22 protein-coding genes are annotated in these 22,425 nt (G+C 73.5%); 10 read left to right on the top strand and 12 right to left on the bottom strand.

Annotated elements, in window-relative coordinates:
- Positions 1-105 precede the first annotated feature (105 nt).
- Together ACWCPM_RS21055 and ACWCPM_RS21050 are read left to right on the top strand one after the other, a co-directional pair.
- Positions 106-1,125, top strand: coding sequence for an ATP-binding cassette domain-containing protein (locus tag ACWCPM_RS21055; RefSeq protein WP_450977741.1), 1,020 nt, complete (start codon positions 106-108; stop codon positions 1,123-1,125).
- The gene (locus tag ACWCPM_RS21050; protein WP_450977740.1) at positions 1,122-1,967 is read left to right on the top strand and encodes an ABC transporter permease; all 846 of its coding nucleotides are present in this window, start codon (positions 1,122-1,124) and stop codon (positions 1,965-1,967) included. Before ACWCPM_RS21055 ends, ACWCPM_RS21050 begins: the two co-directional genes overlap by 4 nt.
- A gap of 41 nt (positions 1,968-2,008) precedes the next feature.
- Here the strand turns inward: ACWCPM_RS21050 and ACWCPM_RS21045 are convergent, their stop codons facing one another.
- A complete protein-coding gene (locus ACWCPM_RS21045; protein ID WP_450977739.1) occupies positions 2,009-5,704 on the bottom strand; it encodes an AfsR/SARP family transcriptional regulator in 3,696 nt (1,231 codons plus the stop codon).
- A 164-nt stretch (positions 5,705-5,868) separates the two neighbouring features.
- Between ACWCPM_RS21045 and ACWCPM_RS21040 the strand changes: the two genes are divergently transcribed.
- On the top strand, positions 5,869-6,669 hold the full coding sequence (locus ACWCPM_RS21040) for a site-2 protease family protein (RefSeq protein WP_450977738.1): 801 nt from the start codon (positions 5,869-5,871) through the stop codon (positions 6,667-6,669).
- Here ACWCPM_RS21040 and ACWCPM_RS21035 read toward each other — a convergent pair.
- The 3 genes from ACWCPM_RS21035 to ACWCPM_RS21025 all read right to left on the bottom strand — a co-directional run bounded on the left by ACWCPM_RS21035 (position 6,659) and on the right by ACWCPM_RS21025 (position 8,768).
- Entirely contained in the window at positions 6,659-6,871 is a 213-nt protein-coding gene (locus tag ACWCPM_RS21035; protein ID WP_450977737.1) for a hypothetical protein, read from the bottom strand. The genes ACWCPM_RS21040 and ACWCPM_RS21035 overlap by 11 nt on opposite strands.
- A gap of 62 nt (positions 6,872-6,933) precedes the next feature.
- Positions 6,934-7,656 carry an NADPH-dependent F420 reductase gene (gene npdG, locus ACWCPM_RS21030; protein WP_450977736.1) on the bottom strand — a complete coding sequence of 241 codons (723 nt, stop codon included), beginning with the start codon at positions 7,654-7,656 and terminating at the stop codon, positions 6,934-6,936.
- Between the two features lie 38 nt (positions 7,657-7,694).
- Positions 7,695-8,768: a sialidase family protein gene (locus tag ACWCPM_RS21025; protein WP_450977735.1), complete on the bottom strand. Its 1,074-nt coding sequence runs from the start codon at positions 8,766-8,768 to the stop codon at positions 7,695-7,697.
- A gap of 288 nt (positions 8,769-9,056) precedes the next feature.
- On the opposite strand from ACWCPM_RS21025, the gene ACWCPM_RS21020 reads away from it, so the two are divergent.
- Together ACWCPM_RS21020 and ACWCPM_RS21015 are read left to right on the top strand one after the other, a co-directional pair.
- On the top strand, positions 9,057-9,659 hold the full coding sequence (locus ACWCPM_RS21020) for a hypothetical protein (RefSeq protein ID WP_450977734.1): 603 nt from the start codon (positions 9,057-9,059) through the stop codon (positions 9,657-9,659).
- A gap of 271 nt (positions 9,660-9,930) precedes the next feature.
- Positions 9,931-11,238, top strand: a complete 1,308-nt coding sequence (locus tag ACWCPM_RS21015) for an MFS transporter (RefSeq protein ID WP_450977733.1) — start codon at positions 9,931-9,933, stop codon at positions 11,236-11,238.
- On the opposite strand, the gene ACWCPM_RS21010 is transcribed toward ACWCPM_RS21015, so the two are convergent.
- Complete coding sequence (locus ACWCPM_RS21010; protein WP_450977732.1) at positions 11,239-11,472, bottom strand: hypothetical protein; 234 nt, start codon at positions 11,470-11,472, stop codon at positions 11,239-11,241.
- 59 nt (positions 11,473-11,531) lie between these two features.
- Between ACWCPM_RS21010 and map the strand changes: the two genes are divergently transcribed.
- Positions 11,532-12,389 (top strand): type I methionyl aminopeptidase, encoded by an 858-nt coding sequence (map, locus tag ACWCPM_RS21005; protein ID WP_450977731.1) that lies wholly within the window; start codon positions 11,532-11,534, stop codon positions 12,387-12,389.
- A 176-nt stretch (positions 12,390-12,565) separates the two neighbouring features.
- Positions 12,566-13,213, top strand: a complete 648-nt coding sequence (locus ACWCPM_RS21000; RefSeq protein ID WP_450977730.1) for a biliverdin-producing heme oxygenase — start codon at positions 12,566-12,568, stop codon at positions 13,211-13,213.
- 137 nt (positions 13,214-13,350) lie between these two features.
- Here ACWCPM_RS21000 and ACWCPM_RS20995 read toward each other — a convergent pair whose 3' ends face one another.
- Both ACWCPM_RS20995 and ACWCPM_RS20990 read right to left on the bottom strand, forming a co-directional pair.
- Positions 13,351-13,554 carry a hypothetical protein gene (locus ACWCPM_RS20995; RefSeq protein WP_450977729.1) on the bottom strand — a complete coding sequence of 68 codons (204 nt, stop codon included), beginning with the start codon at positions 13,552-13,554 and terminating at the stop codon, positions 13,351-13,353.
- A 100-nt stretch (positions 13,555-13,654) separates the two neighbouring features.
- Entirely contained in the window at positions 13,655-14,299 is a 645-nt protein-coding gene (locus ACWCPM_RS20990; protein ID WP_450977728.1) for a PhzF family phenazine biosynthesis protein, read from the bottom strand.
- A gap of 233 nt (positions 14,300-14,532) precedes the next feature.
- Between ACWCPM_RS20990 and ACWCPM_RS20985 the strand changes: the two genes are divergently transcribed.
- On the top strand, positions 14,533-15,540 hold the full coding sequence (locus ACWCPM_RS20985) for a hypothetical protein (protein ID WP_450977727.1): 1,008 nt from the start codon (positions 14,533-14,535) through the stop codon (positions 15,538-15,540).
- 47 nt (positions 15,541-15,587) lie between these two features.
- Here ACWCPM_RS20985 and ACWCPM_RS20980 read toward each other — a convergent pair whose 3' ends face one another.
- Complete coding sequence (locus tag ACWCPM_RS20980; protein WP_450977726.1) at positions 15,588-16,325, bottom strand: bifunctional DNA primase/polymerase; 738 nt, start codon at positions 16,323-16,325, stop codon at positions 15,588-15,590.
- A gap of 149 nt (positions 16,326-16,474) precedes the next feature.
- Positions 16,475-17,107 (bottom strand): TetR/AcrR family transcriptional regulator, encoded by a 633-nt coding sequence (locus tag ACWCPM_RS20975; protein ID WP_450977725.1) that lies wholly within the window; start codon positions 17,105-17,107, stop codon positions 16,475-16,477.
- A 151-nt stretch (positions 17,108-17,258) separates the two neighbouring features.
- Between ACWCPM_RS20975 and ACWCPM_RS20970 the strand changes: the two genes are divergently transcribed.
- Positions 17,259-17,429 carry a DUF6243 family protein gene (locus ACWCPM_RS20970; RefSeq protein WP_450977724.1) on the top strand — a complete coding sequence of 57 codons (171 nt, stop codon included), beginning with the start codon at positions 17,259-17,261 and terminating at the stop codon, positions 17,427-17,429.
- Between the two features lie 16 nt (positions 17,430-17,445).
- Here ACWCPM_RS20970 and ACWCPM_RS20965 read toward each other — a convergent pair whose 3' ends face one another.
- Genes ACWCPM_RS20965 through ACWCPM_RS20955 form a run of 3 tightly spaced genes read right to left on the bottom strand, consistent with a single transcriptional unit; the run spans position 17,446 to position 20,944 of the window.
- Positions 17,446-18,453, bottom strand: coding sequence for a small ribosomal subunit Rsm22 family protein (locus tag ACWCPM_RS20965; RefSeq protein ID WP_450977723.1), 1,008 nt, complete (start codon positions 18,451-18,453; stop codon positions 17,446-17,448).
- Between the two features lie 29 nt (positions 18,454-18,482).
- Positions 18,483-19,700, bottom strand: coding sequence for a serine hydrolase domain-containing protein (locus ACWCPM_RS20960; RefSeq protein WP_450977722.1), 1,218 nt, complete (start codon positions 19,698-19,700; stop codon positions 18,483-18,485).
- A complete protein-coding gene (locus ACWCPM_RS20955) occupies positions 19,610-20,944 on the bottom strand; it encodes a multidrug effflux MFS transporter (protein WP_450977721.1) in 1,335 nt (444 codons plus the stop codon). Before ACWCPM_RS20955 ends, ACWCPM_RS20960 begins: the two co-directional genes overlap by 91 nt.
- Before the next feature lie 112 nt (positions 20,945-21,056).
- On the opposite strand from ACWCPM_RS20955, the gene ACWCPM_RS20950 reads away from it, so the two are divergent.
- On the top strand, positions 21,057-22,121 hold the full coding sequence (locus tag ACWCPM_RS20950) for a Gfo/Idh/MocA family protein (RefSeq protein WP_450977720.1): 1,065 nt from the start codon (positions 21,057-21,059) through the stop codon (positions 22,119-22,121).
- The last annotated feature ends 304 nt before the right edge of the window (positions 22,122-22,425 follow it).

Here is a 22,425-nt window from a genome sequence, read left to right as displayed (position 1 = left end):
GCGCGGGGGCGGGCGCGGGGACCACGCTCCCGCCGTCCGCTCTCGTCGGAGCGCTGTCGGGTGGCTGTCGGGGGTTTGTCGGTGGGGGCTGGGAGTGTCTGCCGTATGACACGAATCGACAAGAAGCCCAGCAGCGCGGCCGTGACCGTGCGGGGGCTGGTCAAGCACTACGGCGAGACCAGGGCGCTGGACGGTGTCGACCTGGAGGTGCGTGAGGGCACCGTGATGGGGGTGCTGGGACCGAACGGGGCCGGCAAGACGACTCTCGTGCGGATCCTGTCCACGCTGCTGGTGCCCGACGCCGGCGAGGCGACCGTCGCCGGCTACGACGTCGTACGGCAGCCCCGGCAGCTGCGCCGGGTGATCGGGCTCACCGGTCAGTACGCCTCGGTCGACGAGAAGCTCCCCGGGTGGGAGAACCTGTACATGATCGGGCGCCTGCTCGACCTGCCCCGCAAGGAGGCCCGCTCCCGCGCCGACGAGCTGCTGGAGCGGTTCTCGCTGACGGACGCGGCCAAGCGGCCGGCGTCGACGTACTCCGGGGGAATGCGGCGGCGGCTCGACCTGGCCGCGTCGATGATCGGGCGTCCCGCGGTGCTCTTCCTGGACGAGCCCACCACCGGCCTCGACCCGCGCACCCGCAACGAGGTGTGGGACGAGGTGAAGGCCATGGTCGGCGACGGTGTCACCGTCCTGCTGACCACGCAGTACATGGAGGAGGCCGAGCAGCTGGCCTCGGAGCTGACCGTCGTGGACCGGGGCAAGGTCATCGCGAACGGCGGGATCGAGGAGCTGAAGGCCAAGGTCGGCGGGCGGACGCTGCGGGTGCGGCCGGCCGATCCGGCGCAGCTGCGGCCGCTGGCCCGCGCCCTGGACGAGCTGGGCATCACCGGGCTGGCCACGACGACCGTGGACACCGAGGGCGGCACCGTGCTGGTGCCGATCCTGAGCGACGAGCAGCTGACCGCGGTGGTCGGCGCCGTCACCGCGCGCGGTATCACGCTCGCCGGCATCAGCACCGAACTGCCCAGCCTCGACGAGGTGTTCCTCTCCCTCACCGGCCACCGCGCCAGTGCCCCGCAGGACTCCGTGCCCGCCGACGACCGCGAGGAGGTCGCCGTATGAGCGCCACCACCGCCGCCACCGACACCACGGCGACCACCGCCGTTCCCGGCCTCCAGGGCGACGCGCGGATCTCCCTGCGCGGGCATCTGCGGCACACCGGGGCCCTGGTCCGCCGCAACCTGCTGTGGATCCGGCAGGACCCCGAGTCGATGTTCGACGCCCTGCTGATGCCGGTCGTCTTCACCCTGCTGTTCGTCTACGTCTTCGGCGGCTCGATCGGCCAGGCCCTGGGCGGCGGGCAGCACGGGTACGTGCAGTACGTGATCCCCGGCATGATCGCGATGATGAGCATGACGTTGTCGCAGGGCGTCGGGACCGGCTTCAGCCAGGACTTCAACTCCGGTGTCATGGACCGCTTCCGGTCCCTGCCGATCGGGCGCGGCTCGGTGCTGTTCGCGAAGGTCTCGGTCGAGCTGATCCGGATGCTGTTCGCGACGACTGTACTGATGATCGTCGCCGTGCTGGTCGGGTTCGACATCAACAGCTGGCTCGGGCTGTTCGCGGCCGTCGGTCTGTCCACGGCGTTCGCCTCGTCGATCATGTGGGTGTTCCTCACCCTGGGCGTGGTCCTGAAGAACGCGCAGTCCGTGCAGGCGATGGGCTTCCTGGTGCTGTTCCCGCTCCAGTTCGGCTCGTCGATCTTCGCGCCGACGGCGTCGATGCCGGGCTGGCTCCAGGCGTTCACCGACTACAACCCGCTGTCCACGCTCGCGGACGCGGCCCGCGGGCTGATGGTGGGCGGCCCGGTCGCGCACGACCTGTGGGTGACGCTGGCCTGGTCGGCGGCGATCACCGCGGTGATGGCGCCGGTCGCGATCCACAAGTTCAAGACGAAGAGCTGAGAGGCCGGGGCGGAGAACCGGACGGTTCGCGCCACGGCCGGTCACACCAGGGCGGCGGCCTCCTGCGGGGAGAGACCGCCGCCTTCGGCGTACGCCGCCGTGAACTCCCCGGCGGACAGAGCCTCCTGGACCGCCGCGGTGGCACGCTCGCGGGCCCGGCGCTCCAGGGAGGAGTACAGATGACCGGGGGGCAGCAGCGCGTCGGCCGCGCCCAGGCAGCGGGCGGCGTCGCGGGCGGTCCGGCCGCCGTCGGCGCCGACCAGGGCCAGCGCGGCGACGACCAGGTACGAGGAGAAGAGCTGTGGGGCCATCGCCTTCGACAGCGGGTCGTCGGCCTGGGCGAGGGCGCTCCGGATCTTCTCCCTGGCCGCCTCGTAGTGGCCCTCGGCGGCGTCCACCCATGCCTCCTGGCCGAGGATGAACGCGTCGAAGACGACGAAGTGGGCGATGGTGAACTCCTCGCGCAGCAGCCGCAGATGCTCGCGGGCCTCGGCGGTCCGGCCGGTGATGCTGAGCCACCCGGCGAGGACGAGCCGGCCGAACGGCATCGCCTCGTTGTGCGCGCCCTCCCCGGCGGAGAGCACCTCCCGCAGCAGCCGCTCGCCCCGTTCGGCCTCGCCCGCCTCCAGCAGGGCGCTGCCGAGCCGGGCGGTGAGGATCGCGTGCTGGGCGCGGGCGCCGAGCCGCTGGGCGTGTGCCATGGCGGCCACGTAGTCGGCGGCGGCCTCCAGGTGGCGCCCCTTGCGTTCGAGGGTCTCGGCCCGCGCGGAGAGCGCCTCGGCGCTGCCCCAGGCGTCGCCGAGACGCTCGTAGATCGCCAGCGACTCGTCGGCGTCCCGGCCGGCCTCGGTCGCCCGGTCGGGGCGGTTGGCGCGGATGTTGGCGCGGATCTGCAGACTGGCGGCCAGTTCCCAGTCGAAGTCGGGGGTGGCGCGGCAGGTGTCGACGGCGGCGTCGACGAGCGTGGCCAGCCGGTCCATGTCGCCGGTCAGCATCACGGCGTAGAAGGACAGCATGCCGGGGCTGCGGCAGGTCTGCGGCAGCCCCGGTTCGTAGACGTCGGCGATGGCGCGCAGCTTGCGCTGGGCCTCGGGGGTCTGCCAGGCGTCCAGTTCGGTGTCCATGCAGGCGAGATGCCCCAGGTGGACGCCGCGCCGGGCCTCCTGCAGCAGCTCCCCGGTCATGGGGGGCGGCTCGGCGGTGCAGCGCTCGCGCACGGGGGCGGCCCGGGTGACCGGTTCGGCGAAGGGGTCGGGACCGAGGTCCATGACCGCGCGGCACCAGGTGCGGGCCTCGATGCGCAGATCACGCATCTGCCAGTACCAGAGCAGCGACAGCACCAGGCACAGCGCCTCCTGCTCGTCGCGTTCGGCGACGGCGTGCCGCAGCGCCGTGCGCAGGTTCTCGTACTCGCGCTCCAGCCGCTCGATGGCGGCGAGCTGGCCGGGGCCGCGCAGCAACGGGTCGCTGGTGCGGGCGAGTTCGCGGTAGTGCGTCAGGTGGGCGCGCTCGGTGGCACGGCGTCCGCCGGCCTCGTCCAGGCGTTCGCCGGCGTACTCGGCGACGGTCTCCAGGAGCCGGTAGCGCATCTCGCCGCCGGCGGTCGGGGCGGCGACGACGAGGGACTTGTCGACGAGGGAGCCGAGGGCGTCCAGGGCGGCCGGCCCGCACACCGCCTCGGCGGCGGCGAGGTCGCAGCCGCCGGCGAAGACGGACAGACGGCGCAGCACCTCCCGTTCGTCCTCGTCGAGGAGGTCCCAGGACCAGTCGACGACGGCCCGGAGGGTCTGCTGGCGGGGCAGCACGGTCCGGCTGCCGGAGGTGAGCAGGCGGAAGCGGTCGTCGAGGCGGTCGGCGATCTGGCGGGGCGTGAGCATCCGCAGCCGGGCGGCGGCGAGCTCGATGGCGAGGGGCAGGCCGTCGAGACGGCGGCAGATCTCGGCGCAGGCCTCGGGGTCGTCGTCGACGCGGAAGCCGGGCCGGGCGGCGGCACCGCGGTCGGCGAGCAGCCGCAGGGCGTACGGCTCGGGCAGCGGCTCCACGGGCCGCAGCACCTCCCCCGGCACGCCGAGGGGTTCCCTGCTGGTGGCGAGGACGGTGAGGTGCGGGCAGCGGGCCAGCAGTTCCTCCGCCAGGCGGGCGGCGGCGTCGACGACGTGCTCGCAGTTGTCGAGGACGAGCAGCATACGGCGGCGGGCGCAGTGCTCGACGAGCCGGGCGACGGGGTCGTCGAGCCGCTCGGCGACGGCGGCCCGGAACTCCTCGGCGCCGGCGCCGTGCAGGACGGTCTCGCGGGCCCCGATCGCCGTGAGCACGGCCTCGGGGACGGCGGCGGGGTCGTCGACCGGAGCCAGTTCGGCCAGCCACGCGCCGTCGGGGGCCGTGTCGCGTACGTTCTCGGCGGCCTCCTGCGACAGCCGGGTCTTGCCGGCGCCGCCGGGCCCGAGCAGGGTGACGAGCCGGGCGCCGGCGAGGTCGTGGCGGATGGCCTCGATGTCGTCGGCCCGCCCGACGAAAGAGGTGAGCCGGGCACGCAGATTTCCCGGCGCCGGGGTGCGGCCGCCGACGGCAGCCACGCGGTGGTCCCCCGCGCCCGCGACGGGGAAGGGGGGCGAGGGAGCGCGGGTGGCGGGGGCGGTCGCGTCGTCGCCGTGCGGCAGGGTGGCCGCCGGGGCGGCGCGCGGCACAGGGGCCGTGGGTACGGCACCGGAGTCGGCGGGCGACGCGTCCGCGCCGGGCGCGGGGGGCGTCGGGAAGGCGCCGGGCAGCGGCGTCGGTGGCACGGAGGGCAGCGGCGTCGGCGGCACGGGGGGCAGCGGGCCCGCACCGGGCAACGGCGTCGGCGGCACGGAGGGTGACCGGCCCGCACCGGGCGGCAGGGGGGCGGCACCGGGATCGGGCGCCGGTGAGGCCCCACCCGGCGCGGGGTTCGGAGAGGTGGCAGAGCCCGCGCCTGGCGCCGGGGGCGTCGGGAGGGCGCCGAACGCCGAGGGTGACGCGCCCGCACCGGTCGGGTTCAGCAGTTCCGCGTGCAGCGCGCGCAGCTCCGGTCCCGGATCGGCGCCCAGCCGGTCCGCGAGCAGCCGTCGTACGTCCTCGTAGGCGGCCAGTGCCTCGGCGGCGCGGCCCGCGTCGCGCAGGGCGCGCAGGCGCAGGGCCTGGAGGGGTTCGTCGAAGGGATGGCTGCCGCACAGGGCGGTCAGCTCGGGCAGCACCTGCTCTGCATGGCCGAGCGCGAGGGCGGTGGCGAGCCGGGCACGCCGGGCGTCGAGCCGGCGGGCGGCCCAGAGGGCGGCCTCCACGGTGCGGTCGGGGAGGTCGGCCAGGGCGGGGCCGTGCCACAGGGCGAGCGCGTCGTCGAGGAGCACGGCGGCCTTGGCGGGGTCCCCGTCGGCCAGCGCCCGCGCGCCCTCGCCGGCGAGCCGCTCGAAGCGGTGCAGGTCGACGTCGTCGGGCTCGGCGGCCAGCCGGTACCCGCCGTCGGCGGAGGCGACGGCCTGCGCTCCGAGCGCCCGCCGCAGCCGTCCGACGAGCGCCTGGAGGGCCCCGGCCGCGTCGGCGGGCGGGTCCCCGTCCCACACCTCGTCCACGAGGAGCCCCGCGGGCACGGCCCGTCCGGCCCGCAGCGCCAGCACGGTGAGCAGCGCGCGCAAGCGCGCCCCGCCGATCGAGAGGACCGAACCGTCGGGGCGAACCGCCTGTGTGGTGCCGAGGATGCGATAGCGCACGGAACCCATTGTCACCGCTCCGGCCAAGTCACCGCCTCCAGGTTTACGCGGGCATGAACCGCGCGTGCCCGTTCCGGGAGCCGCCCGGGAACCCCGCACCGCCCGGTGACGTTCCTCCGGGGCCACCGGTACGGTCGACTCCGCACCGCCCGCCTCGTCCCAGGAGCCGTCCCATGACCACCGCCGCCTCCCGCCGCGCCGAACGGCGGATCAGCCCCGTCTTCCTCGGGATCCTGGCCGTCACGGCGGTGACCGGCTGGGCCACCTGGACCGGGTTCGCGGCGCTGCCCGGGGTGGCCGTGTTCCTGTTCGTGACCGGCGCGTGGGTCGTGTCGCTGTGTCTGCACGAGTACGCCCACGCCCGGACCGCGCTGCACGGCGGAGACATCTCGGTGGGCGCGAAGGGGTACCTCACACTCGACCCGCTGAAGTACACGCACGCGCTGCTGAGCATCGTGCTGCCCGTGCTGTTCGTGATCATGGGCGGGATCGGCCTGCCGGGCGGCGCTGTCTTCATCGAGCGGGGGCGGATCCGGGGCCGCTGGAAGCACAGCCTGATCTCGGCGGCCGGCCCGCTGACGAACGTGCTGTTCGCACTCGTGTGCACGGCGCCCTTCTGGCTGGACGCGCTGGACGGCGTGCCGCAGGACTTCCGGTACGCGCTGGCGTTCCTCGCACTGCTCCAGGTGACGGCCGCGATCCTGAACTTCCTGCCGGTGCCGGGGCTGGACGGCTACGGCGTGGTCGAGCCCTGGCTGTCGTACAACATCCGCCGGCAGGTGGAGCCGTTCGCGCCGTTCGGGCTGCTGTTCGTCTTCGCGCTGCTGTGGATCCCGGCGCTGAACGGCGCGTTCTTCGACATGGTCGACGCGGTGCTGCGCGGCCTCGGCGTCGGCGAACCGGACACCTACTGCGGCTATGAGCTGTACCGCTTCTGGCTCGGGACGAACGCGAACTGCTCGGTCAGCCCGTGACCGAGTCGCCCCGGGAGGCCCTGGCGCGCCTGCCGTAGTACCAGGCCATGTTCGACGACAGGCCCGCCAGCAGCACCCACACGACGCCCAGCCAGCTGCCCTGCGTGAAGGAGATGACGGCCGCGGCCACCGCGAGCAGGCAGACGACGAGGGCGTAGAGGGCGAGTCGCCGGGCCTGGCCGGGCGGGGGCAGGGGAGGCATGGGGGTCGGCTCCTGTCGGGGGACGCTGGTCACGGTGCTGTCGACCAGTGTCCCCCATGAGGTCATACGTCCGTGACGCGCAGGCCCGCGTGGGCCTTGTAGCGGCGGTTCACGGAGATCAGGTTGGCCACCAGGGACTCGACCTGGTGCGCGTTGCGCAGCCGCCCGGCGAAGATGCCGCGCATACCGGGGATGCGGCCGGCCAGCGCCTGCACGATCTCCACGTCCGCCCGCTCCTCGCCGAGCACCATGACGTCGGTGTCGATCTCCTCGATCCCGGGGTCCTGGAGCAGCACGGCGGACAGGTGGTGGAAGGCGGCGGCGACCCGGGAGTCCGGCAGCAGGGCGGCGGCCTGCTCGGCGGCGCTGCCCTCCTCCGGCTTGAGCGCGTAGGCGCCCTGCTTGTCGAAACCGAGCGGGTTGACACAGTCGACGACGAGCTTGCCGGTCAGCTCCTCGCGCAGCGACTCCAGCGTCTTGCCGTGGCCCTCCCACGGCACGGCGACGATCACGATGTCGCTGCGCCGGGCGCACTCGGCGTTGTCGGCACCCTCGACGCCGTGCCCCAGCTCCCCGGCGGCGGCCTGGGCGCGCTCGGCGGCGCGCGAGCCGATGATCACCTTCTGGCCGGCCCGCGCGAGCCGGTAGGCGAGGCCCTTGCCCTGCGGCCCGGTCCCGCCGAGCACACCGACGACCAGCCCGGAGACGTCGGGCAGGTCCCAGGGGTCCTTCGCGGGGGCCTTCGCGGGCTGCTTGTCGGCAGCGGCACTGTCCGTAGAGGTCATGGACCTGACTCTACGTCCGCTCCCGCGGGCCCGCGGGCTCAGGTGAGGCGCGTCACGGGCAGTCGCCGGAAGGCGATTCGTTCGTACGCCCCGAAGTCCCCTGTCTCGTACAGGAGTCCGACCGTGTCGTCGTCGACGCGGACGAGGTCGGAGTAGGCGGCGGGGAGTCCGTCGACCGTGTGGGCCTCGCGCCAGGTGGTGCCGTGGTCGGTCGAGGCGCGGACCGTCATCAGGCCCCGGCCGCCGGGGAGGGCCGGGCCGGAGAACAGCAGCACGTCGGGCTCCCCGAGGTGCAGCAAGGCGGCCTGGCAGACGGGTCCGGCGAGGCCCGCCTGGGGGCGGAAGGGCCGGCGCAGCGTCCTGCCGCCGTCCTCGGAGTGGGCGTCGGCGCGGTTGCCGGGGGACGGCGAGTCGTTGCGGGTGTTGAAGTAGACCCGGCCGTCGGGGAGTTCGGCGGCGGTGGTCTCGTTGGCGTTGATGTAGCCGCCGGTGTTCTGCTCCAGGTAGCCCAGGTACCAGCTCTCCCCGCCGTCGTCGCTCAGCAGGCAGTGGCCGCTGTTGTACTTCGCCTCGTCGCCGACGTCGGTGCCGGTGGGCGGGAGTGTGTGGTTGCCGGGTACGACGACCCGTCCGGTGGCCAGCTGCAGGCCGTGGCCGGGGGTGGTGGCGTACCAGCGCCAGCCGGGCCGTCTGACCTGCTCGGTGATCTCCCTGGGCTCCGACCAGGTCAGTCCGTCGTCGTCGCTGTGCTGCACCCACACCCTTCTGCCGTCGGCCTCGCTCACCTCGCCGCGCAGGATGAGGTGTTCGGAGGCGGAGGCGGCGGAGCGGACGTGGACGAGGAGGACGCGGCCGGTGCCGAGCACGACGGGGGCGGGGTTGCCGGCCAGGCCGGTGCCGTTGTCGGCGGCGACCTGGAGCGGGCCCCAGGTGCGGCCGCCGTCGGTGGAGCGCTTCAGCACGATGTCGATGTGGCCCCAGTCCTTCGCGGAGTCGACCCTGCCCTCGCAGAACGCGAGGAGCGTGTCTTCACGCGTGCGGACGACGGCCGGGATGCGGTAACTGGCGTACCCCTCCCGACCGGCACGGAAGGGGACGGTGGCTGCGGACATGGACGGCTCTCCTCTGGCGTCGGAGCTGCTGCGGAGCTTCTTCGGGTCTGGCGTCGAAGCCTGCGGGTCTGCTGCGGGTCTGCTGCGGGTCTGGCTGGCGTCGGAGCTGCTGCGGGTCTGCTGCGGGCTTGCTTCGCCCTACTGCTTCCCCGTTCGCCCCGCCGGCGATCCGCCGGTGATCTCCGGTGATCTCCGGTGAAGGGCGGTAATGCGGCTCCGTGCCCAACCTGGGGGAATTCGTGGTGAACTCAGGGCCAAGGGTTGCCGGTTGCGGCAGGATGCCGTGGCATGGATGCCGTACGGGTCGCGCTGCTGCGCGAAGTGCTCGCCGGGACCGAGTGCTTGGGGGCCACGCGGAGGTTCGCCGGGGTGCTGCGGGGCTCCGTGGTGGCGCACGGCGGCGGGCTGCTGCTGGTCGGCACGCGGGAGTACGAGCCGTGGCACCTGGCGGCGCACCTCGCGGACGAGGCGGCGTGGTCGGGCACGCCCGAACTGACGCCGACGCTGGTACGCCATGACGCCCGCCCCACGGACCCGGCGCACCTGGCCGTCGGGCTGGGCCGGATCGAGGCGGCCCGGCGGGGCGAGACGCTGCTCGTGATCTCGCCGGAGGGACCCGACGAGATCCTGCTGGAGCGGGTGCACGACGCGCGGCGGGCCGGCGCGACGGTGCTGGCGCTGGGCGCCGCCGAGGGGGACCTGGCGACGATGGCGCACGACACGCTGGCCGTCGGGACGCCCTCGGAGCTGGACCTGGACACCGTGCAGCACCTGGTGAGCGCCGCCGCGGGCGAGACCGCGCTGCCGGTGGCGCGGGGCCGGCGCCGTTTCCGGGACCACCTGTCCCGCCTGGCCGACGAACTGACGTCCCCGCCGCCGCCCCGCTGGTGACCCGGGTCCGCCACCGGACACGTGTGCGCCTCCGGGCCACCGCCGCCCCGGGAAGCCGTGCGCGCCCCGGCCACGGCCCCGCCCGGAAACCTCCGCGCTCCCCAGCCACCCCCACCCCTGGACAGGCGGCCCTTCCCCTCGGCTTTCCCTGCCCACGCCCTGACGACGTCCGGCCACCGGCGAACCGGGCCCGCCCCCGCGCGCAGGGCGCCGCCGCCCGCCCCGAAAACCGATTGCCTCAGGCCCCCACCCCGACCGAGCATGGCCGGTCGTGAACGACGACGCCCCGCCCCGGCCCCCCACCGGCTTCCGTGCCTTCCTCCCGGACCTCGCCCCCTGGCGGAGCTCGCCGGACTTCCGCAGGCTCTGGGTCTCCGGCCTGATCACCAACTTCGGCAGCTTCCTGACCTTCGTGGCGCTGCCGGTACAGATCAAGGAGCTCACCGGATCGGCCGCGGCCGTGGGGGCGATCGGGGCCGTGGAGCTGGTGCCGCTCGTCGTGTTCGGGCTGTACGGCGGGGCGCTCGCCGACGCCTGGGACAAGCGGAAGCTGATCCTGTGGACGGAGGCCGGACTCGGCCTGCTGTGCGTGGTGCTGCTGGTGAACGCGTCGCTGCCGGACCCGGCGATCTGGCCGCTGTACGTGGTCGCCGCGCTGTCCTCCGCGCTGGTGTCGGTGCAACGGCCCGCGCTGGACGCGCTGACGCCCAGGATCGTGGCCCACGAGCATCTGCCGGCCGCCGCCTCGCTCAACGCGCTGCGCTGGCAGGTCGGAGGCATCGCGGGCCCGGCGCTGGCAGGCGTCGTGGTGGCTTACGCCGGACTGGCCTGGGCCTACGCGCTCGACCTGGTCACCTTCGTCGCCTCGGTGGTGCTGGCGCTCGGTCTGGCCGCCTCCCCCGCGTCCCACGAGGCGGCGAAGCCGTCCCTGTCCTCGATCGCGGAGGGCGCCCGGTACGCGTGGAGCCGCAAGGAGCTGCTCGGCACCTACACCGTCGACCTGGCGGCGATGTTCCTGGCGATGCCGCTCGCCGTGCTGCCGTTCCTCGCGGACGAACTGCGCGCCGAGTGGTCACTGGGTCTGATGTACGCGGCGATTCCCGCGGGTTCCCTGGTCGTCGGTCTCACCAGCGGCTGGACGTCGCGGGTGCACCGGCACGGGCGGATGGTGGTGCTGGCGGCGGCCGGGTGGGGCGTGGCCATGGCCGCCGCGGGCATCGCGGGGAACGTGTGGCTGGTGCTGCTGTGCCTGGCGCTCGGCGGCGCCTGCGACATGGTCAGCGGCATCTTCCGCGCGTCGATGTGGAACCAGACGATCCCCGACGAACTGCGCGGCCGGCTCGCCGGCATCGAGCTGCTGTCGTACTCGGTGGGTCCGCAGCTCGGTCAGGTCCGCGCGGGGGGCATGGCCGCGTGGGCCGGGGTGCGGGCGTCGGTGTGGTCCGGCGGGCTGCTGTGCGCGGGCGCGGTGGGGCTGCTGGCGCTCTGCCTGCCGAAGCTGATGACGTACGACGTGCGCACGAACGAGCACGCGACGCGGCTGCGCGAACAGCGCGCGGCCGCGTCGACGCCGGCCTGATCAGTCCTCGTCGCGCTCCCCGCGCCCCACGGTGTCGTGCCACCGGGGGTCGTTCTCCCATTCGAGGTTCCGCTCGCGGGCCGTCTCCATCGCGTGTTCCGCCTCCTCGCGGCTGGTGTACGGGCCGAAGCGGTCCTTGTTGGGGCACTCGGGCCCCTCCTCGACCTTCTTGTGCTCCAGGCAGTAGTACCACTCGCCCGGTTTGCCGACGGTGCGCTTCTTGAACAGGGCCATGACCGGCTCCTTTCGCCAGGGGACATGGTCTCGTATGCCCGCTGGTTAGACTCGCTGGCATGTCTGGCCAGTCGCTGCTCGTTCCAGGGGAGCTGTCTCCCACCCGTTCCGTGCCCGGAAACATCCGGCGGCCCGAGTACGTCGGCAGGCCCGCGCCGACGCCGTACACCGGGCCGGAGGTGCAGACGCCGGAGACCGTGGAGGCGATGCGGACCGCCGGGCGGATCGCCGCGCGGGCGATGGCCGAGGCGGCGAAGGCGATCGCGCCGGGCGTGACGACGGACGAGCTGGACCGGGTCGCGCACGAGTTCCTGTGCGACCACGGTGCCTACCCCTCCACACTCGGATACCGGGGTTTCCCCAAATCCCTGTGCACCTCCGTCAACGAGGTGATCTGCCACGGCATCCCCGACTCGACGGTCCTGCGGGACGGCGACATCGTCAACCTGGACGTGACCGCGTACATCGGCGGGGTGCACGGCGACAACAACGCGACGTACCTGGTCGGCGACGTGGACGAGGAGAGCCGGCTGCTGGTCGAGCGCACCCGGGAGTCGCTGGACCGGGCGGTCAAGGCGGTCCGGCCGGGCCGCCAGATCAACGTCATCGGCCGGGTCATCGAGTCGTACGCCAAGCGCTTCGGCTACGGCGTGGTGCGTGACTTCACCGGTCACGGCATCAACACGTCCTTCCACTCCGGCCTGATCGTCCCGCACTACGACGCCCCGCACGCGACCACCGTGATGCAGCCGGGCATGACCTTCACCATCGAGCCGATGCTGACGCTCGGGACGCACGAGTACGACATGTGGGACGACGGCTGGACGGTCGTCACGAAGGACCGACGGCGCACGGCGCAGTTCGAGCACACGCTGGTCGTGACGGCCTCCGGCGCGGAGATCCTCACGCTGCCGTAGACCTCGCCGCCACGCGGGCCCGCCCTCCGTCGAGGGCGGGCCCCTTTTCGTGCGCGGGCGGGGTGCGGGCGGGGCGCATCCGGGGTGCATCGGGTGAAGATGAGGGGTAGAGAGTTACCGACAGCTTGTCGGAAAGCCCGTTGACTTAGGTAAGCCTAACCATAGAAACTGAGCTCATGGACTCCTTCTCGACCCTCATCCGCACCGCCTCCCACGAGCAGCATGTGGAGGCGGAGACCTCGACGTTCATGAGCGATCTGCTGGGCGGCCGGCTGGGGGTGGACGCGTACGCGCGCTACACCGAGCAACTGTGGTTCGTGTACGAGGCCCTGGAGGCCGGCGCGGACCGGCTGGCCTCGGACCCGGTGGCGGGCCCCTTCGTGCAGCCGGGGCTGTTCCGGCTGCCCGCCCTGGAGCGGGACCTCGCGCATCTGCGGGGCGACGGCTGGCGGGCGACGCTCACCGCGCTGCCCGCCACCCGGACCTACGCGGACCGGGTCGCGCGGTGCGCGCGCGAGTGGCCCGCGGGCTATGTGGCCCACCACTACACGCGCTATCTCGGCGACCTGTCCGGCGGTCAGATCATCCGTGACAAGGCCGAGCGGACGTGGGGCTTCGCGAAGAAGGGCGACGGCGTCCGGTTCTACGTCTTCGAGGAGATCGGCAACCCGGCGGCTTTCAAGCGGGGTTACCGCGAACTGCTGGACGCGATCGAGGCGGACGAGCTGGAGCGGCAGCGGATCGTGGCCGAGTGCCGGGATGCCTTCGCGCTCAACACCGCCGTGTTCCGGGCGCTGGGCGAGGAGTTCCCGCTGTCCGCGTGAGCGGCGCCGCGACGGCCGCGACGGGCCGCGATGTGCGCCACGGCGGGCCACGACAACGAAACGGGTCCCCCTCGCCCGGTGCGAGAGGGACCCGGGGCCGGCCCGGGCGGGTGCCCGGCGCGCCTGGCGTGTGCTGCTCAGAAGTCGAAGACCCCGTTGTGGCAGACCGCGCCCGCCCACTCGATGTCGGCGGTCTCCGCGTCGATGGAACCCGCGTACGGGCTGCACGGAACGGTCTCGTCGGCCGCTACCCGGTCGTCGAGGGCAGTGGCCGTCGCGGCGCCGGTGACGGTCAGGGCGGCGGCCAGGAAGGTCGCGGCCAGGGCAGATCGGATGCGCATGGGGTTCCTCTCACGATGCCGAGTGGTCACGCCCATCGGTCCCCCTTCACCCGGCCGCGCACACGCTGTTCCACCCGTACGGGCGCTTGCCCGTCGCCGCTCAGCGCTCCAGCAGGACCCGCCCCCCGATCTCCACCCACCCCTCCGGCTGAGGCGCCGTCAGAATCTGTGAACCGGCGCCCTGCGCGATGTTCAGGGCGCGGCCCAGCCGGGCCGTCAGCAGCAGGGCCGCGGCGCCGGTCGCCTCGTCCTCCACGATGCCGTCGCCCCGGCCGGGGAAGCCGCGCGCCCGCACCCGGCCCGCCGCCTCGTCCTCCCAGGCCCACGCGTACACCCACTCCCCCGGCGGCGGCGCGGGCAGGGCGTCGACCTCGGCGGCGGTGGCGTACCGGCGCAGGGTGCGCGGCTCCGGCCACTCCGGGCGCGCCTCGATCCAGCTGAACTCCCCGTCCTGCCGGGCTCCCACCACCCCCGCGGGTGTGACCAGCTCGGGCACGTCGAGCAGCCAGGCCGCGCCGACGCAGGGGTGCCCGGCGAACGGCAGGCGCGCGCCGGGCGTGTAGATGTCGATGACGCCGCGCTCGGGGTCGTCCACGAACACGGTCTCGCTGAACCCGAGCTTCGCCGCGAGCGCCTGCCGTTCGCCGCGTCCGGGAACGACCGAGCCGTCGCGGACGACGCCCAGTTCGTTCCCGTAGCCGCCGTTCGCCGCGCAGAAGACCCGCAGCACGTCGTAGTCAGTCACTGCGGCATTCAAACACCACCGGCGCGACGGGACGGCTCTCCGGCCTCGCGTCCCGGCCTCACGCCTCGGTGCGCCGCCTGCGCATCGCGACCACCACACCCGTGCTGGTGGCCCCGCGCCGGGACCCGTGACGTCCATGTCACGGTGTGGCCGCTGTACCCGGAACCGGCCGTCCGCGCACCCGGGCACCCCGGTAGGGTTCGCCTCCGGGAAGGGGACGGTGAAAGGACCCGATGACCAGGGATCGCGGCCCTCGCAGGCTTCGCAGGCTGGACCGGAGCGCGCTGACGGCCGCTTCGCTGACCGCTTTGTCGTTGACGGCGAGCGGATGCGTGGTGGTGCACGGTGAGCGGGAGGTGCTGCCGGGCGCGACCCGGGACGAGGCGGCCGGGGCGCTCCAGGAGTTCACGAGCGCGTACAACAGGGCGGACAAGTCGTACGACAGCACGCTCGACGCCGACCACGTCACGGGGCCGCTGGGCGCCATCGACGAGGCGCGGCTGAAGGCCGGCCACGTCAACGAACCGGGCGGCAACCCCGACCACTCCCCAGTGGAGTTCAGCGACGTCAAGTACACGATCCCGAAGAAGGCGGGCTGGCCGCGCTGGTTCCTCGCGGACGCCAAGGCCAACCGGGGCGGGGAGGCGCGCTGGCTGCTGGTGTTCACCAGGGACGGCCTGGAGGAGGAGTGGGAGGTGTCCTATCTGACGCTCGTGGCGCCCGGGAAGGTGCCGGAGTTCAAGAAGGACAAGGACGGCTGGGCCGAGGCCCTGCCCGTCGACTCCGCCGAATTCGCCGTACGGCCGGACGACTTGAGCAAGGACTACGTCGCGTACCTCCAGAACGGCGGCGGCGGCTTCGCGCCGGGCTCGCACACCAGCCAGTGGCGCCAGGCGCGGGAGAAGAACGAGGAGCGGCCGGGTCTGGTCACCCAGTACCTGGACGAGCCGCTGACCGAGGGCGACTTCGCGCCGGTCGCGCTGCGCACCGCGGACGGCGGGGCGGCGGTGTTCTTCACGACACGTCACTACGAGAAGCAGACCGCCGCCGCGGGCACGGCGGTGCCGGAGCCCGACAAGGACGTGGAGGCGCTGACCACCGGCGAGATCAAGCAGTCCCTGACCATGGAGTTCGTCTCCAACCAGGTGGCACTGGACCCGAGGAAGGGGTCCGGGGCGGCCGGTGACCAGGTGACCGTACTGGGCCGGATCCAAGGGCTGACGTCCGCGAAGGGCGAGTAGCCGCGGGGTCGAGCCACGGCCCGGGGGTATCGCGCCGCGGCCGGGGCTCAGCGGTGGCGCAGGGGCCAGGCCGGGGCCGGGTGGTCGGGCTCCGTGACCGCGTGCCGGGCGCAGGCGTCCGTGAGCGACTCCAGCAGGGTCAGCGGGTCGGGCAGCGGGTGCTCGGGGCCGCGCAGCCAGCGCACGGACTGATCGTCACCGGGGAGCCGGGCCGGGGGGACGAGGACGTAGGAGCCGCGGCAGTGCCAGCGCAGGCCGGGATGCTCGTCCATGGTCTCGGGGTGGCAGTCCAGTTCGCACGGCCACCACTCGTCCTCCTCCTCGGGCGTGCCGCGGGTGAGGGTGAAGAACAGCATGCGGCCGTCGTCGCTGGCGGCGACCGGGCCGACCTCGACGCCGGAGGCGAGCAGCCGGTCCAGGGCCTCGTGGCCGGCCTCGAGCGGCACGTCGAGCACGTCGTGCGTCATGCCGGTCGCGGTGATGAAGTTGGCCTGCGGCTGGTGGAGGGCCCAACGCTCGATCTGGGCCCGGTCGGTGGTCGACTGCGTCTGCCAGGCGAACGACACCGGGTGCCGGGCGGGGGTGGGACAGCCGACGCGGTCGCAGGAACAGCGGTAGCCGGGTGCCGGGTACGCGGCGGGCGCCAGGGGCATTCCGGCGGCGGCCGCGGCGAGCAGCTGGGCCTCCCGGCCGCCGTCGTCCGCGGTGTCCTTGGGGCGGCGCCCGCGCAGCCACTGGGAGAGTTTGCCCTGCCGGCCGGAGCGGCCGCCGAACTCCGCGCTCATCTATCCCCTCGCCTCGTCTCTGGAACGGTCACCGTGCCTCATGGTCCCACCATCCTGCGCCCTGAGCGCCGTGGTCCCCAACCGGGGCCGGGCACAGGAGACATACTCCACACCGGTGATCACGCAAAGCCACGGTGGATCACCTGCCGTCACCGCGGCGCGAGGCCGTTCACCGCGTAGTCGACGAGGGTGTCGGTGTACTCGTGGGAGATGGGTCCCGTGCGCTGCAACCAGCGCTGGGCCAGCGGGGAGACGAAGAGTTCCAGCGCGATGCGCGGGTCGACGCCGGCGCGGACCTGGCCGGCGTCCTGTGCCGCGCGCAGCCGCCGCACGTACAACTGGAGCTGCGGTTCGAGGAGCTTGGCGACGAACTGCCGCCCGAGCTCCTCGTTGACGACGCCCTCGGCGGCCAGGGCCCTGGACGGGGCCTCGAACTTGGGGTCGAGGAGTTCGTCGACGGTGGCGCGCAGGACGAACCTGAGGTCGGCGGCGAGGTCTCCGGTGTCCGGGATGGCGTATTCGGCGGGGTTTTGGGCTCCTTGCTCGACGGCCTGCTCCGCCGCCTGCTCGCCGAGGTCGAGGAACGCCTCCAGGAGCACGTCGGCCTTGGAGGGCCACCATCGGTAGATCGTCTGCTTGCCCACGCCGGCGCGGGCGGCGATGCCCTCGATGGTGGTCCTCGCGTAACCGGCCTCCGCGACCAGGGCGAGGGCGGCGCCGTAGATCGCGCGGCGCGACCTCTCGCTGCGGCGGGTGGAGTCGGGAGCGGGCTTCTTGACCATGTGCCGAATCTAGCAGGTTGACAAGACGGTGCGTCTCGCCACACTCTGGTGTCAGCCGAAGGCGAGACGAAACGTCTCGTCTCTAGCGACTCATTTCTGTCGGTGAAGGACAGCGACGTCGGCGACGTCAGCGACGAACAGGGAGACGGACATGACCCGAGGTGGAGCCGGAAACATGCTGGGCGTCGGCGGCACGCGCCGGAAGCTCGGCCGCGAGGCCCTGCGCGGCGGTGACCGGGGCGGCCGTGTCGGCGGCCCCGGCGCGGCGGCACGGAAACAGGAACTGCTGCGCAGGTTCCAGGAGAAGAACGCGGGACGGTGACACCGCCAGGTACGCGTCACAGGGGCCAGGGGTCGCCCCAGCCGGCGTCACGCGCGGCCTTGTAGAGGTCGCCGTGGCGCTTGGTGACCGTCGTGCGGCGCAGGGCCGGCCCCGTCGCGTCCGGCCCCGTCGCGTCCGGGCCCTCGCACAGGTCCAGCAGCACCTGGCCCTTGCGGATCTGCGGCTTCCGTACGACGCGGGAGGGGGCCGGGGCGGGGCGGAAGCGTGTCGCGGCGACGTAGCTGAACTTCTCGTCCTCGTAGGCGAGGGAGCCGCCCTTGACCTGGCGGTGCAGGGAGGAGCGGCTGACCCGGGCCGAGAAGTGGCACCAGTCCGTGCCGGGGACGATGGGGCAGGCGGCGCTGTGCGGGCAGGGGGCGGCGATATGGAAGCCGGCGCCGATCAGGCGGTCGCGGGCCTCGATGACGCGGGCGTAGCCGTCGGGGGTGCCGGGTTCGACGATCACGACGGCCTGGGCGGCGGAGGCGGCGGCGTCGACGAGGGCGGCGCGGTCGGCGGTGGTGAGCTCGTTGAGGACGTAGGAGACGGTGACGAGATCGGTGCTCTCCATGGTGAGCGCCGCTCCGATCCGGGCGCGCTGCCAGCGCGTGTCCCGCAGCGCCGGGTTGGCCGCCGCGATCTCGCGGCCCAGCGCCAGCGCGGGTTCGGCCCAGTCCAGCACGGTGACCGGCCGCGTGCCGTCCCAGGTGGCGGTGACCGCCCAGGTCGCGGCGCCCGTGCCGCCCCCGACGTCCAGGTGCCCGCCCGGCACCCAGTCCGGCGCGGCCTCCGCGAGCGCGTCCAGCGCCGCCGAGACGGCCTCGAACGTGGCCGGCATCCGGTAGGCGGCGTACGCGACCACGTCCGCGCGGTCCCGCAGGATCGGCGCGTCGGTCGGGGTGGCCCCGCGGTAGCTCGCGATGAGCCGCTCCACGGCCTGCGCGGCCTGCCTGGGCGGCAGCCCGTCGAGGAGCCCGGCGAGGGCGGCGCGGAGGGTGTCGGAGGCGGGCAGGGGGGCGTTCACCGTGCGATTCTCTCAGGTCGCCGAGGCCCTCATACCCCCCGGACCGCCCAGGCCATCCGCGAACCGGCCCGGGCCCGCGGCCGACTGTCGGGGGCCCGGCGCCGCGGATGGACCGTGTTGGCCAGCAGCACCAAAAACGTGTCCGTCGCCCGGTCCAGCACCAGGGACGTCCCCGTGAAGCCGGTGTGCCCCGCCGCGCCCCGGCCCGCCAGCTCCCCCATGAACCACGACTGGTCCAGCGCGAAGCCCAGCCCGGGCGGCGTCAGCATCAGGTCCACGAAGTCCGGGCCCAGGATGCGCGCCGGCCCGTACGAGCCGCCCGACAGCAGCGCCCGGCAGAACACCGCCAGGTCGCGGGCCGTCGAGAACAGGCCGGCGTGGCCGGCGACCCCGCCCAGCGCCCAGGCGTTCTCGTCGTGGACCTCGCCCCGCAGCATCCCGCGGTCCGCCTTCGCCCACGGGCGGCGCTGGTCCTCCGTCGCCGCCGCGCCCGGGCACGGACCGAAACGCGTCGACGTCATGCCGAGGGGCCGGGTGATGCCGTCGCGGATCAGGACGTCCAGGGGGCGGCCCGTGACACGTTCGAGGACGTGCTGGAGCAGGAGCAGGTTGAGGTCGGAGTAGCGGTACTCGCCCGGCGGGCCGTCCGGGGCCTGCGCACGGAGCAGGTCCAGGCGGTCCGCGGCCGTCGCGCGGTCGTACAGCGGCAGTTCGGGGCGCAGCCCCGACGTGTGGGTGAGCAGCGCGCGGACCGTGATGCCGTGCCGCGCGGCGGCCCGGAACTCGGGGAGGTACGCGCCGACCTGCCCGTCGATGCCCAGGGTGCGGCGCTCGATCTGCTGCACCGCGGCGACGGCCGTGAACAGCTTGGTGAGCGAGGCCAGGTCGAAGACGGTGTCGACGGTCATCGGCACGCGTGCGGAGCGCGGCAGTTCCACGCCCGCGTCCGCCTCCGGGTCGTACGCCGCGTACCGCACCGCGTGGCCCGCCGCCTCCTGCACCGCGAGCACCGGCCCCCGCCCGGCGGCCACGACGACTCCCGGCGCCCACGGGCGTTCCCCCACGGTCAGCTGCCGGACCTCGCGGACCAGGGCGCGGAGTTCACCGGCGTCGAGTCCGGCCCGTTCCGGGGCTCCGGTACGCAGTCTGGGTGCGCTCAGCTCTCTTCCCCCAAGCTCTCGGATGCGCCGGCCGAACGGGGAGTACCCCCGTCTTCCGCGCCCGCACGGGTGTTCCAGGGACGGCACATTCCCACGAAGCAGCCCACCGCCACCAGCGCGGCCGCCAGTTGGACGACGGCCATCGGGACGGCGGTGTGCTCACCGGCGACCCCGACCAGCGGGGAGGCGATCGCCCCGATGAGGAAGGACGACGTGCCGAGCAGCGCGGACGCGGACCCGGCCGCGTGCCTCACCCGCATCAGGGCCAGCGCCTGGGTGTTCGGCAGGGTGACGCCCATCGCGCTCATCAGCACGAACAGCGCGGCGGCCACCGGCGCGAGCCCCACCTCGCCGAAGACGCCCAGCGACATCAGCAGCAGCGCGGTCGCGGCCAGCACGACGACGCCGAGGCCGACGGCCAGCACCTTGTCCAGGCGGACCCGGCCGACCAGCACCTTGCCGTTGACCTGCCCCGCGACGACCAGCCCGATCGAGTTCAGGCCGAACAGCAGGCCGAACGTCTGCGGGGAGGCGCCGTGGATCTCCTGGACGACGAACGGCGAGGCCGCGATGTACGCGAACAGCGCGGCGAAGGCGAATCCGCCGGTGAGCACATACCCGGTGAAGGGCGGGTCGGCGAGGAGGCGGCGCATGGCGTGCAGGGCCTCCCCGACGCCGCCGCTGTGCCGCTCCCGGGCGGGCAGGGTCTCCGGGAGCCGGAACCACACGACCGCCGCGAGCACCGCCCCGACCACGGCGAGCAGCACGAACACCCCCCGCCAGTCCGTCACCCGCAGCAGCTGCCCGCCGATCAGCGGCGCCACGACCGGTGCGACGCCGGAGATCAGCATCAGGGTGGAGAAGAAGCGGGCCATCGCCACGCCGTCGTACAGGTCGCGCACGACCGCACGGGCGATCACGATCCCGGCCGCGCCCGCGAGTCCCTGCGCCAGCCGGAGGGCGACCAGTGTCCCGACGGTGGGCGCGAGGGCGCACAGCACGGTGGCGACGACGTACACGGCGAGTCCGGCGAGGAGCGGACGGCGGCGGCCCCAGCGGTCGCTCATGGGACCGACGACCAGCTGCCCGAGGGCCATGCCGGCCAGGCAGGCGGTGAGGGTGAGCTGCACGGTCGCGGCTGGCGCGTGCAGCGAGCGGGTGACCTCCGGCAGCGCGGGGAGGTACATGTCCATCGACAGCGGCGGGATGGCCGTGAGTCCGCCGAGGACGAGCGTGACGAGCAGACCGGTGCGGCGCGCGGCACGGACGGGAGACCGCGTCCCGGTCGCGGCCGCCCGTGACAGGTCCGGTATCGGTGCCCCCTCGGACATGTGCCCCTCCCTCTCCGCGCAGTCCGGTCCCTATGCTCTCAGTTCGAACACGGTGCCTGCTGACATCGAACGAGAACGAACGAGATCGAACGGGAACGAGGGCGGGACGGACATGGCCACGGACAGCGTGCGGTGGGGAATCCTGGCGACGGGCGGGATCGCCTCGGCGTTCACGGCGGATCTGGTGGATCTGCCGGACGCCGAGGTGGTGGCGGTGGCGTCACGGACCGCGGAGTCGGCGAAGGCGTTCGCGGAGCGCTTCGGTATTCCCCGGGCTTACGGGGACTGGGAGGCGCTGGCGCACGACGAGGACGTGGACGTGGTGTACGTCGCCACCCCGCACGCGGCGCACCGGACGGCCGCCGGTCTGGCCCTGTCGGCGGGGCGGAACGTGCTGCTGGAGAAGCCGTTCACGCTGAACGTGCGCCAGGCCGGGGAACTGGTCGCGCTGGCGCGCGAGCGGGACCGCTTCCTGATGGAGGCGATGTGGATGTACTGCAGTCCGCTGGTGCGGCGGCTGAAAGCGCTGGTGGACGACGGTGCGGTCGGGGAAGTGCGCAGTGTGCAGGCGGACTTCGGGCTTTCCGGGCACCTCTTGCCGGAGGCGAGGAATGGAACACTTCCGGCCTCGCACCGGCTGCGCGATCCGCGGCAGGGCGGCGGCGCGCTGCTGGACCTCGGGGTGTATCCGGTGTCGTTCGCGCATCTGCTGCTCGGGGAGCCGTCGGACATCGCGGCGAGAGCGATGCTCTCCGACGAGGGCGTCGATCTCCAGACGAGCGCGCTGCTCTCCTGGGAGAGCGGCGCACTGGCGTCGGTGCACTGCTCCATCGTCGGGGGTACGCCCGTGACGGCCTCCGTCACCGGCAGCCAGGGCCGGATCGACATCCCGCACGGCTTCTTCAACCCCGACCGTTTCGTCCTGCGTCGCGACGGCCGGGACCCCGAGGAGTTCGTCCACGACCCGGCCACCGGCGCGCCGCACAACAGCCTCAAGCACGAGGCCCGCGAGGTGATGCGCGCCCTGCGTGCCGGCGAGACCGAGTCCCCTCTCGTCCCGCTCGACGGCACCCTGGCCGTGATGCGGACGCTCGACGCGATCCGGGACCACGTCGGCGTCCGCTACCCGGGCGAGGCCCCCGAGACGGACCCCACGGCGGGACTCACACCTGCCTGAGCCCCTGGTCCCGCACTTCGGTGACGAAGGACGCGGCCGTCGTGACCGGCGCCCCGGCGTGGTCACGTACGGCACATGTGCGGGTCGGCGGTCGTGTTCGCTTCACCACCGGCCTGAACCCCGATGCACCGCACATGAAGGTTCGCGACGGTGCCGGCGACGACGATGCCGCTCGTCGTACGTGGCTGAACGGTCAACCTTTACAAGCGGAATTTGACCATCCCCACCATTGTGGCCGGTCGGGGCCGTATGCTCGAATCTCCTCCACAGGAACTTCACACAAGGACTTCACAGTTGGAGCGTC

This window comes from Streptomyces sp. NPDC002309, from assembly GCF_053593375.1.
The sequence above is the reverse complement of the archived record's forward strand: the minus strand, read 5'-3'. Positions and strand labels throughout refer to the sequence as shown.

Bases quoted from the DNA above. Each gene is read 5' to 3' on its own strand.
- ACWCPM_RS21055 (WP_450977741.1), top strand. From the start codon at position 106: ATGACACGAATCGACAAGAAGCCCAGCAGCGCGGCCGTGACCGTGCGG.
- ACWCPM_RS21050 (WP_450977740.1), top strand. From the start codon at position 1,122: ATGAGCGCCACCACCGCCGCCACCGACACCACGGCGACCACCGCCGTT.
- ACWCPM_RS21045 (WP_450977739.1), bottom strand. From the start codon at position 5,704: ATGGGTTCCGTGCGCTATCGCATCCTCGGCACCACACAGGCGGTTCGC.
- ACWCPM_RS21040 (WP_450977738.1), top strand. From the start codon at position 5,869: ATGACCACCGCCGCCTCCCGCCGCGCCGAACGGCGGATCAGCCCCGTC.
- ACWCPM_RS21035 (WP_450977737.1), bottom strand. From the start codon at position 6,871: ATGCCTCCCCTGCCCCCGCCCGGCCAGGCCCGGCGACTCGCCCTCTAC.
- npdG (WP_450977736.1), bottom strand. From the start codon at position 7,656: ATGACCTCTACGGACAGTGCCGCTGCCGACAAGCAGCCCGCGAAGGCC.
- ACWCPM_RS21025 (WP_450977735.1), bottom strand. From the start codon at position 8,768: ATGTCCGCAGCCACCGTCCCCTTCCGTGCCGGTCGGGAGGGGTACGCC.
- ACWCPM_RS21020 (WP_450977734.1), top strand. From the start codon at position 9,057: ATGGATGCCGTACGGGTCGCGCTGCTGCGCGAAGTGCTCGCCGGGACC.
- ACWCPM_RS21010 (WP_450977732.1), bottom strand. From the start codon at position 11,472: ATGGCCCTGTTCAAGAAGCGCACCGTCGGCAAACCGGGCGAGTGGTAC.
- map (WP_450977731.1), top strand. From the start codon at position 11,532: ATGTCTGGCCAGTCGCTGCTCGTTCCAGGGGAGCTGTCTCCCACCCGT.
- ACWCPM_RS21000 (WP_450977730.1), top strand. From the start codon at position 12,566: ATGGACTCCTTCTCGACCCTCATCCGCACCGCCTCCCACGAGCAGCAT.
- ACWCPM_RS20995 (WP_450977729.1), bottom strand. From the start codon at position 13,554: ATGCGCATCCGATCTGCCCTGGCCGCGACCTTCCTGGCCGCCGCCCTG.
- ACWCPM_RS20985 (WP_450977727.1), top strand. From the start codon at position 14,533: ATGACCAGGGATCGCGGCCCTCGCAGGCTTCGCAGGCTGGACCGGAGC.
- ACWCPM_RS20980 (WP_450977726.1), bottom strand. From the start codon at position 16,325: ATGAGCGCGGAGTTCGGCGGCCGCTCCGGCCGGCAGGGCAAACTCTCC.
- ACWCPM_RS20975 (WP_450977725.1), bottom strand. From the start codon at position 17,107: ATGGTCAAGAAGCCCGCTCCCGACTCCACCCGCCGCAGCGAGAGGTCG.
- ACWCPM_RS20970 (WP_450977724.1), top strand. From the start codon at position 17,259: ATGACCCGAGGTGGAGCCGGAAACATGCTGGGCGTCGGCGGCACGCGC.
- ACWCPM_RS20955 (WP_450977721.1), bottom strand. From the start codon at position 20,944: ATGTCCGAGGGGGCACCGATACCGGACCTGTCACGGGCGGCCGCGACC.
- ACWCPM_RS20950 (WP_450977720.1), top strand. From the start codon at position 21,057: ATGGCCACGGACAGCGTGCGGTGGGGAATCCTGGCGACGGGCGGGATC.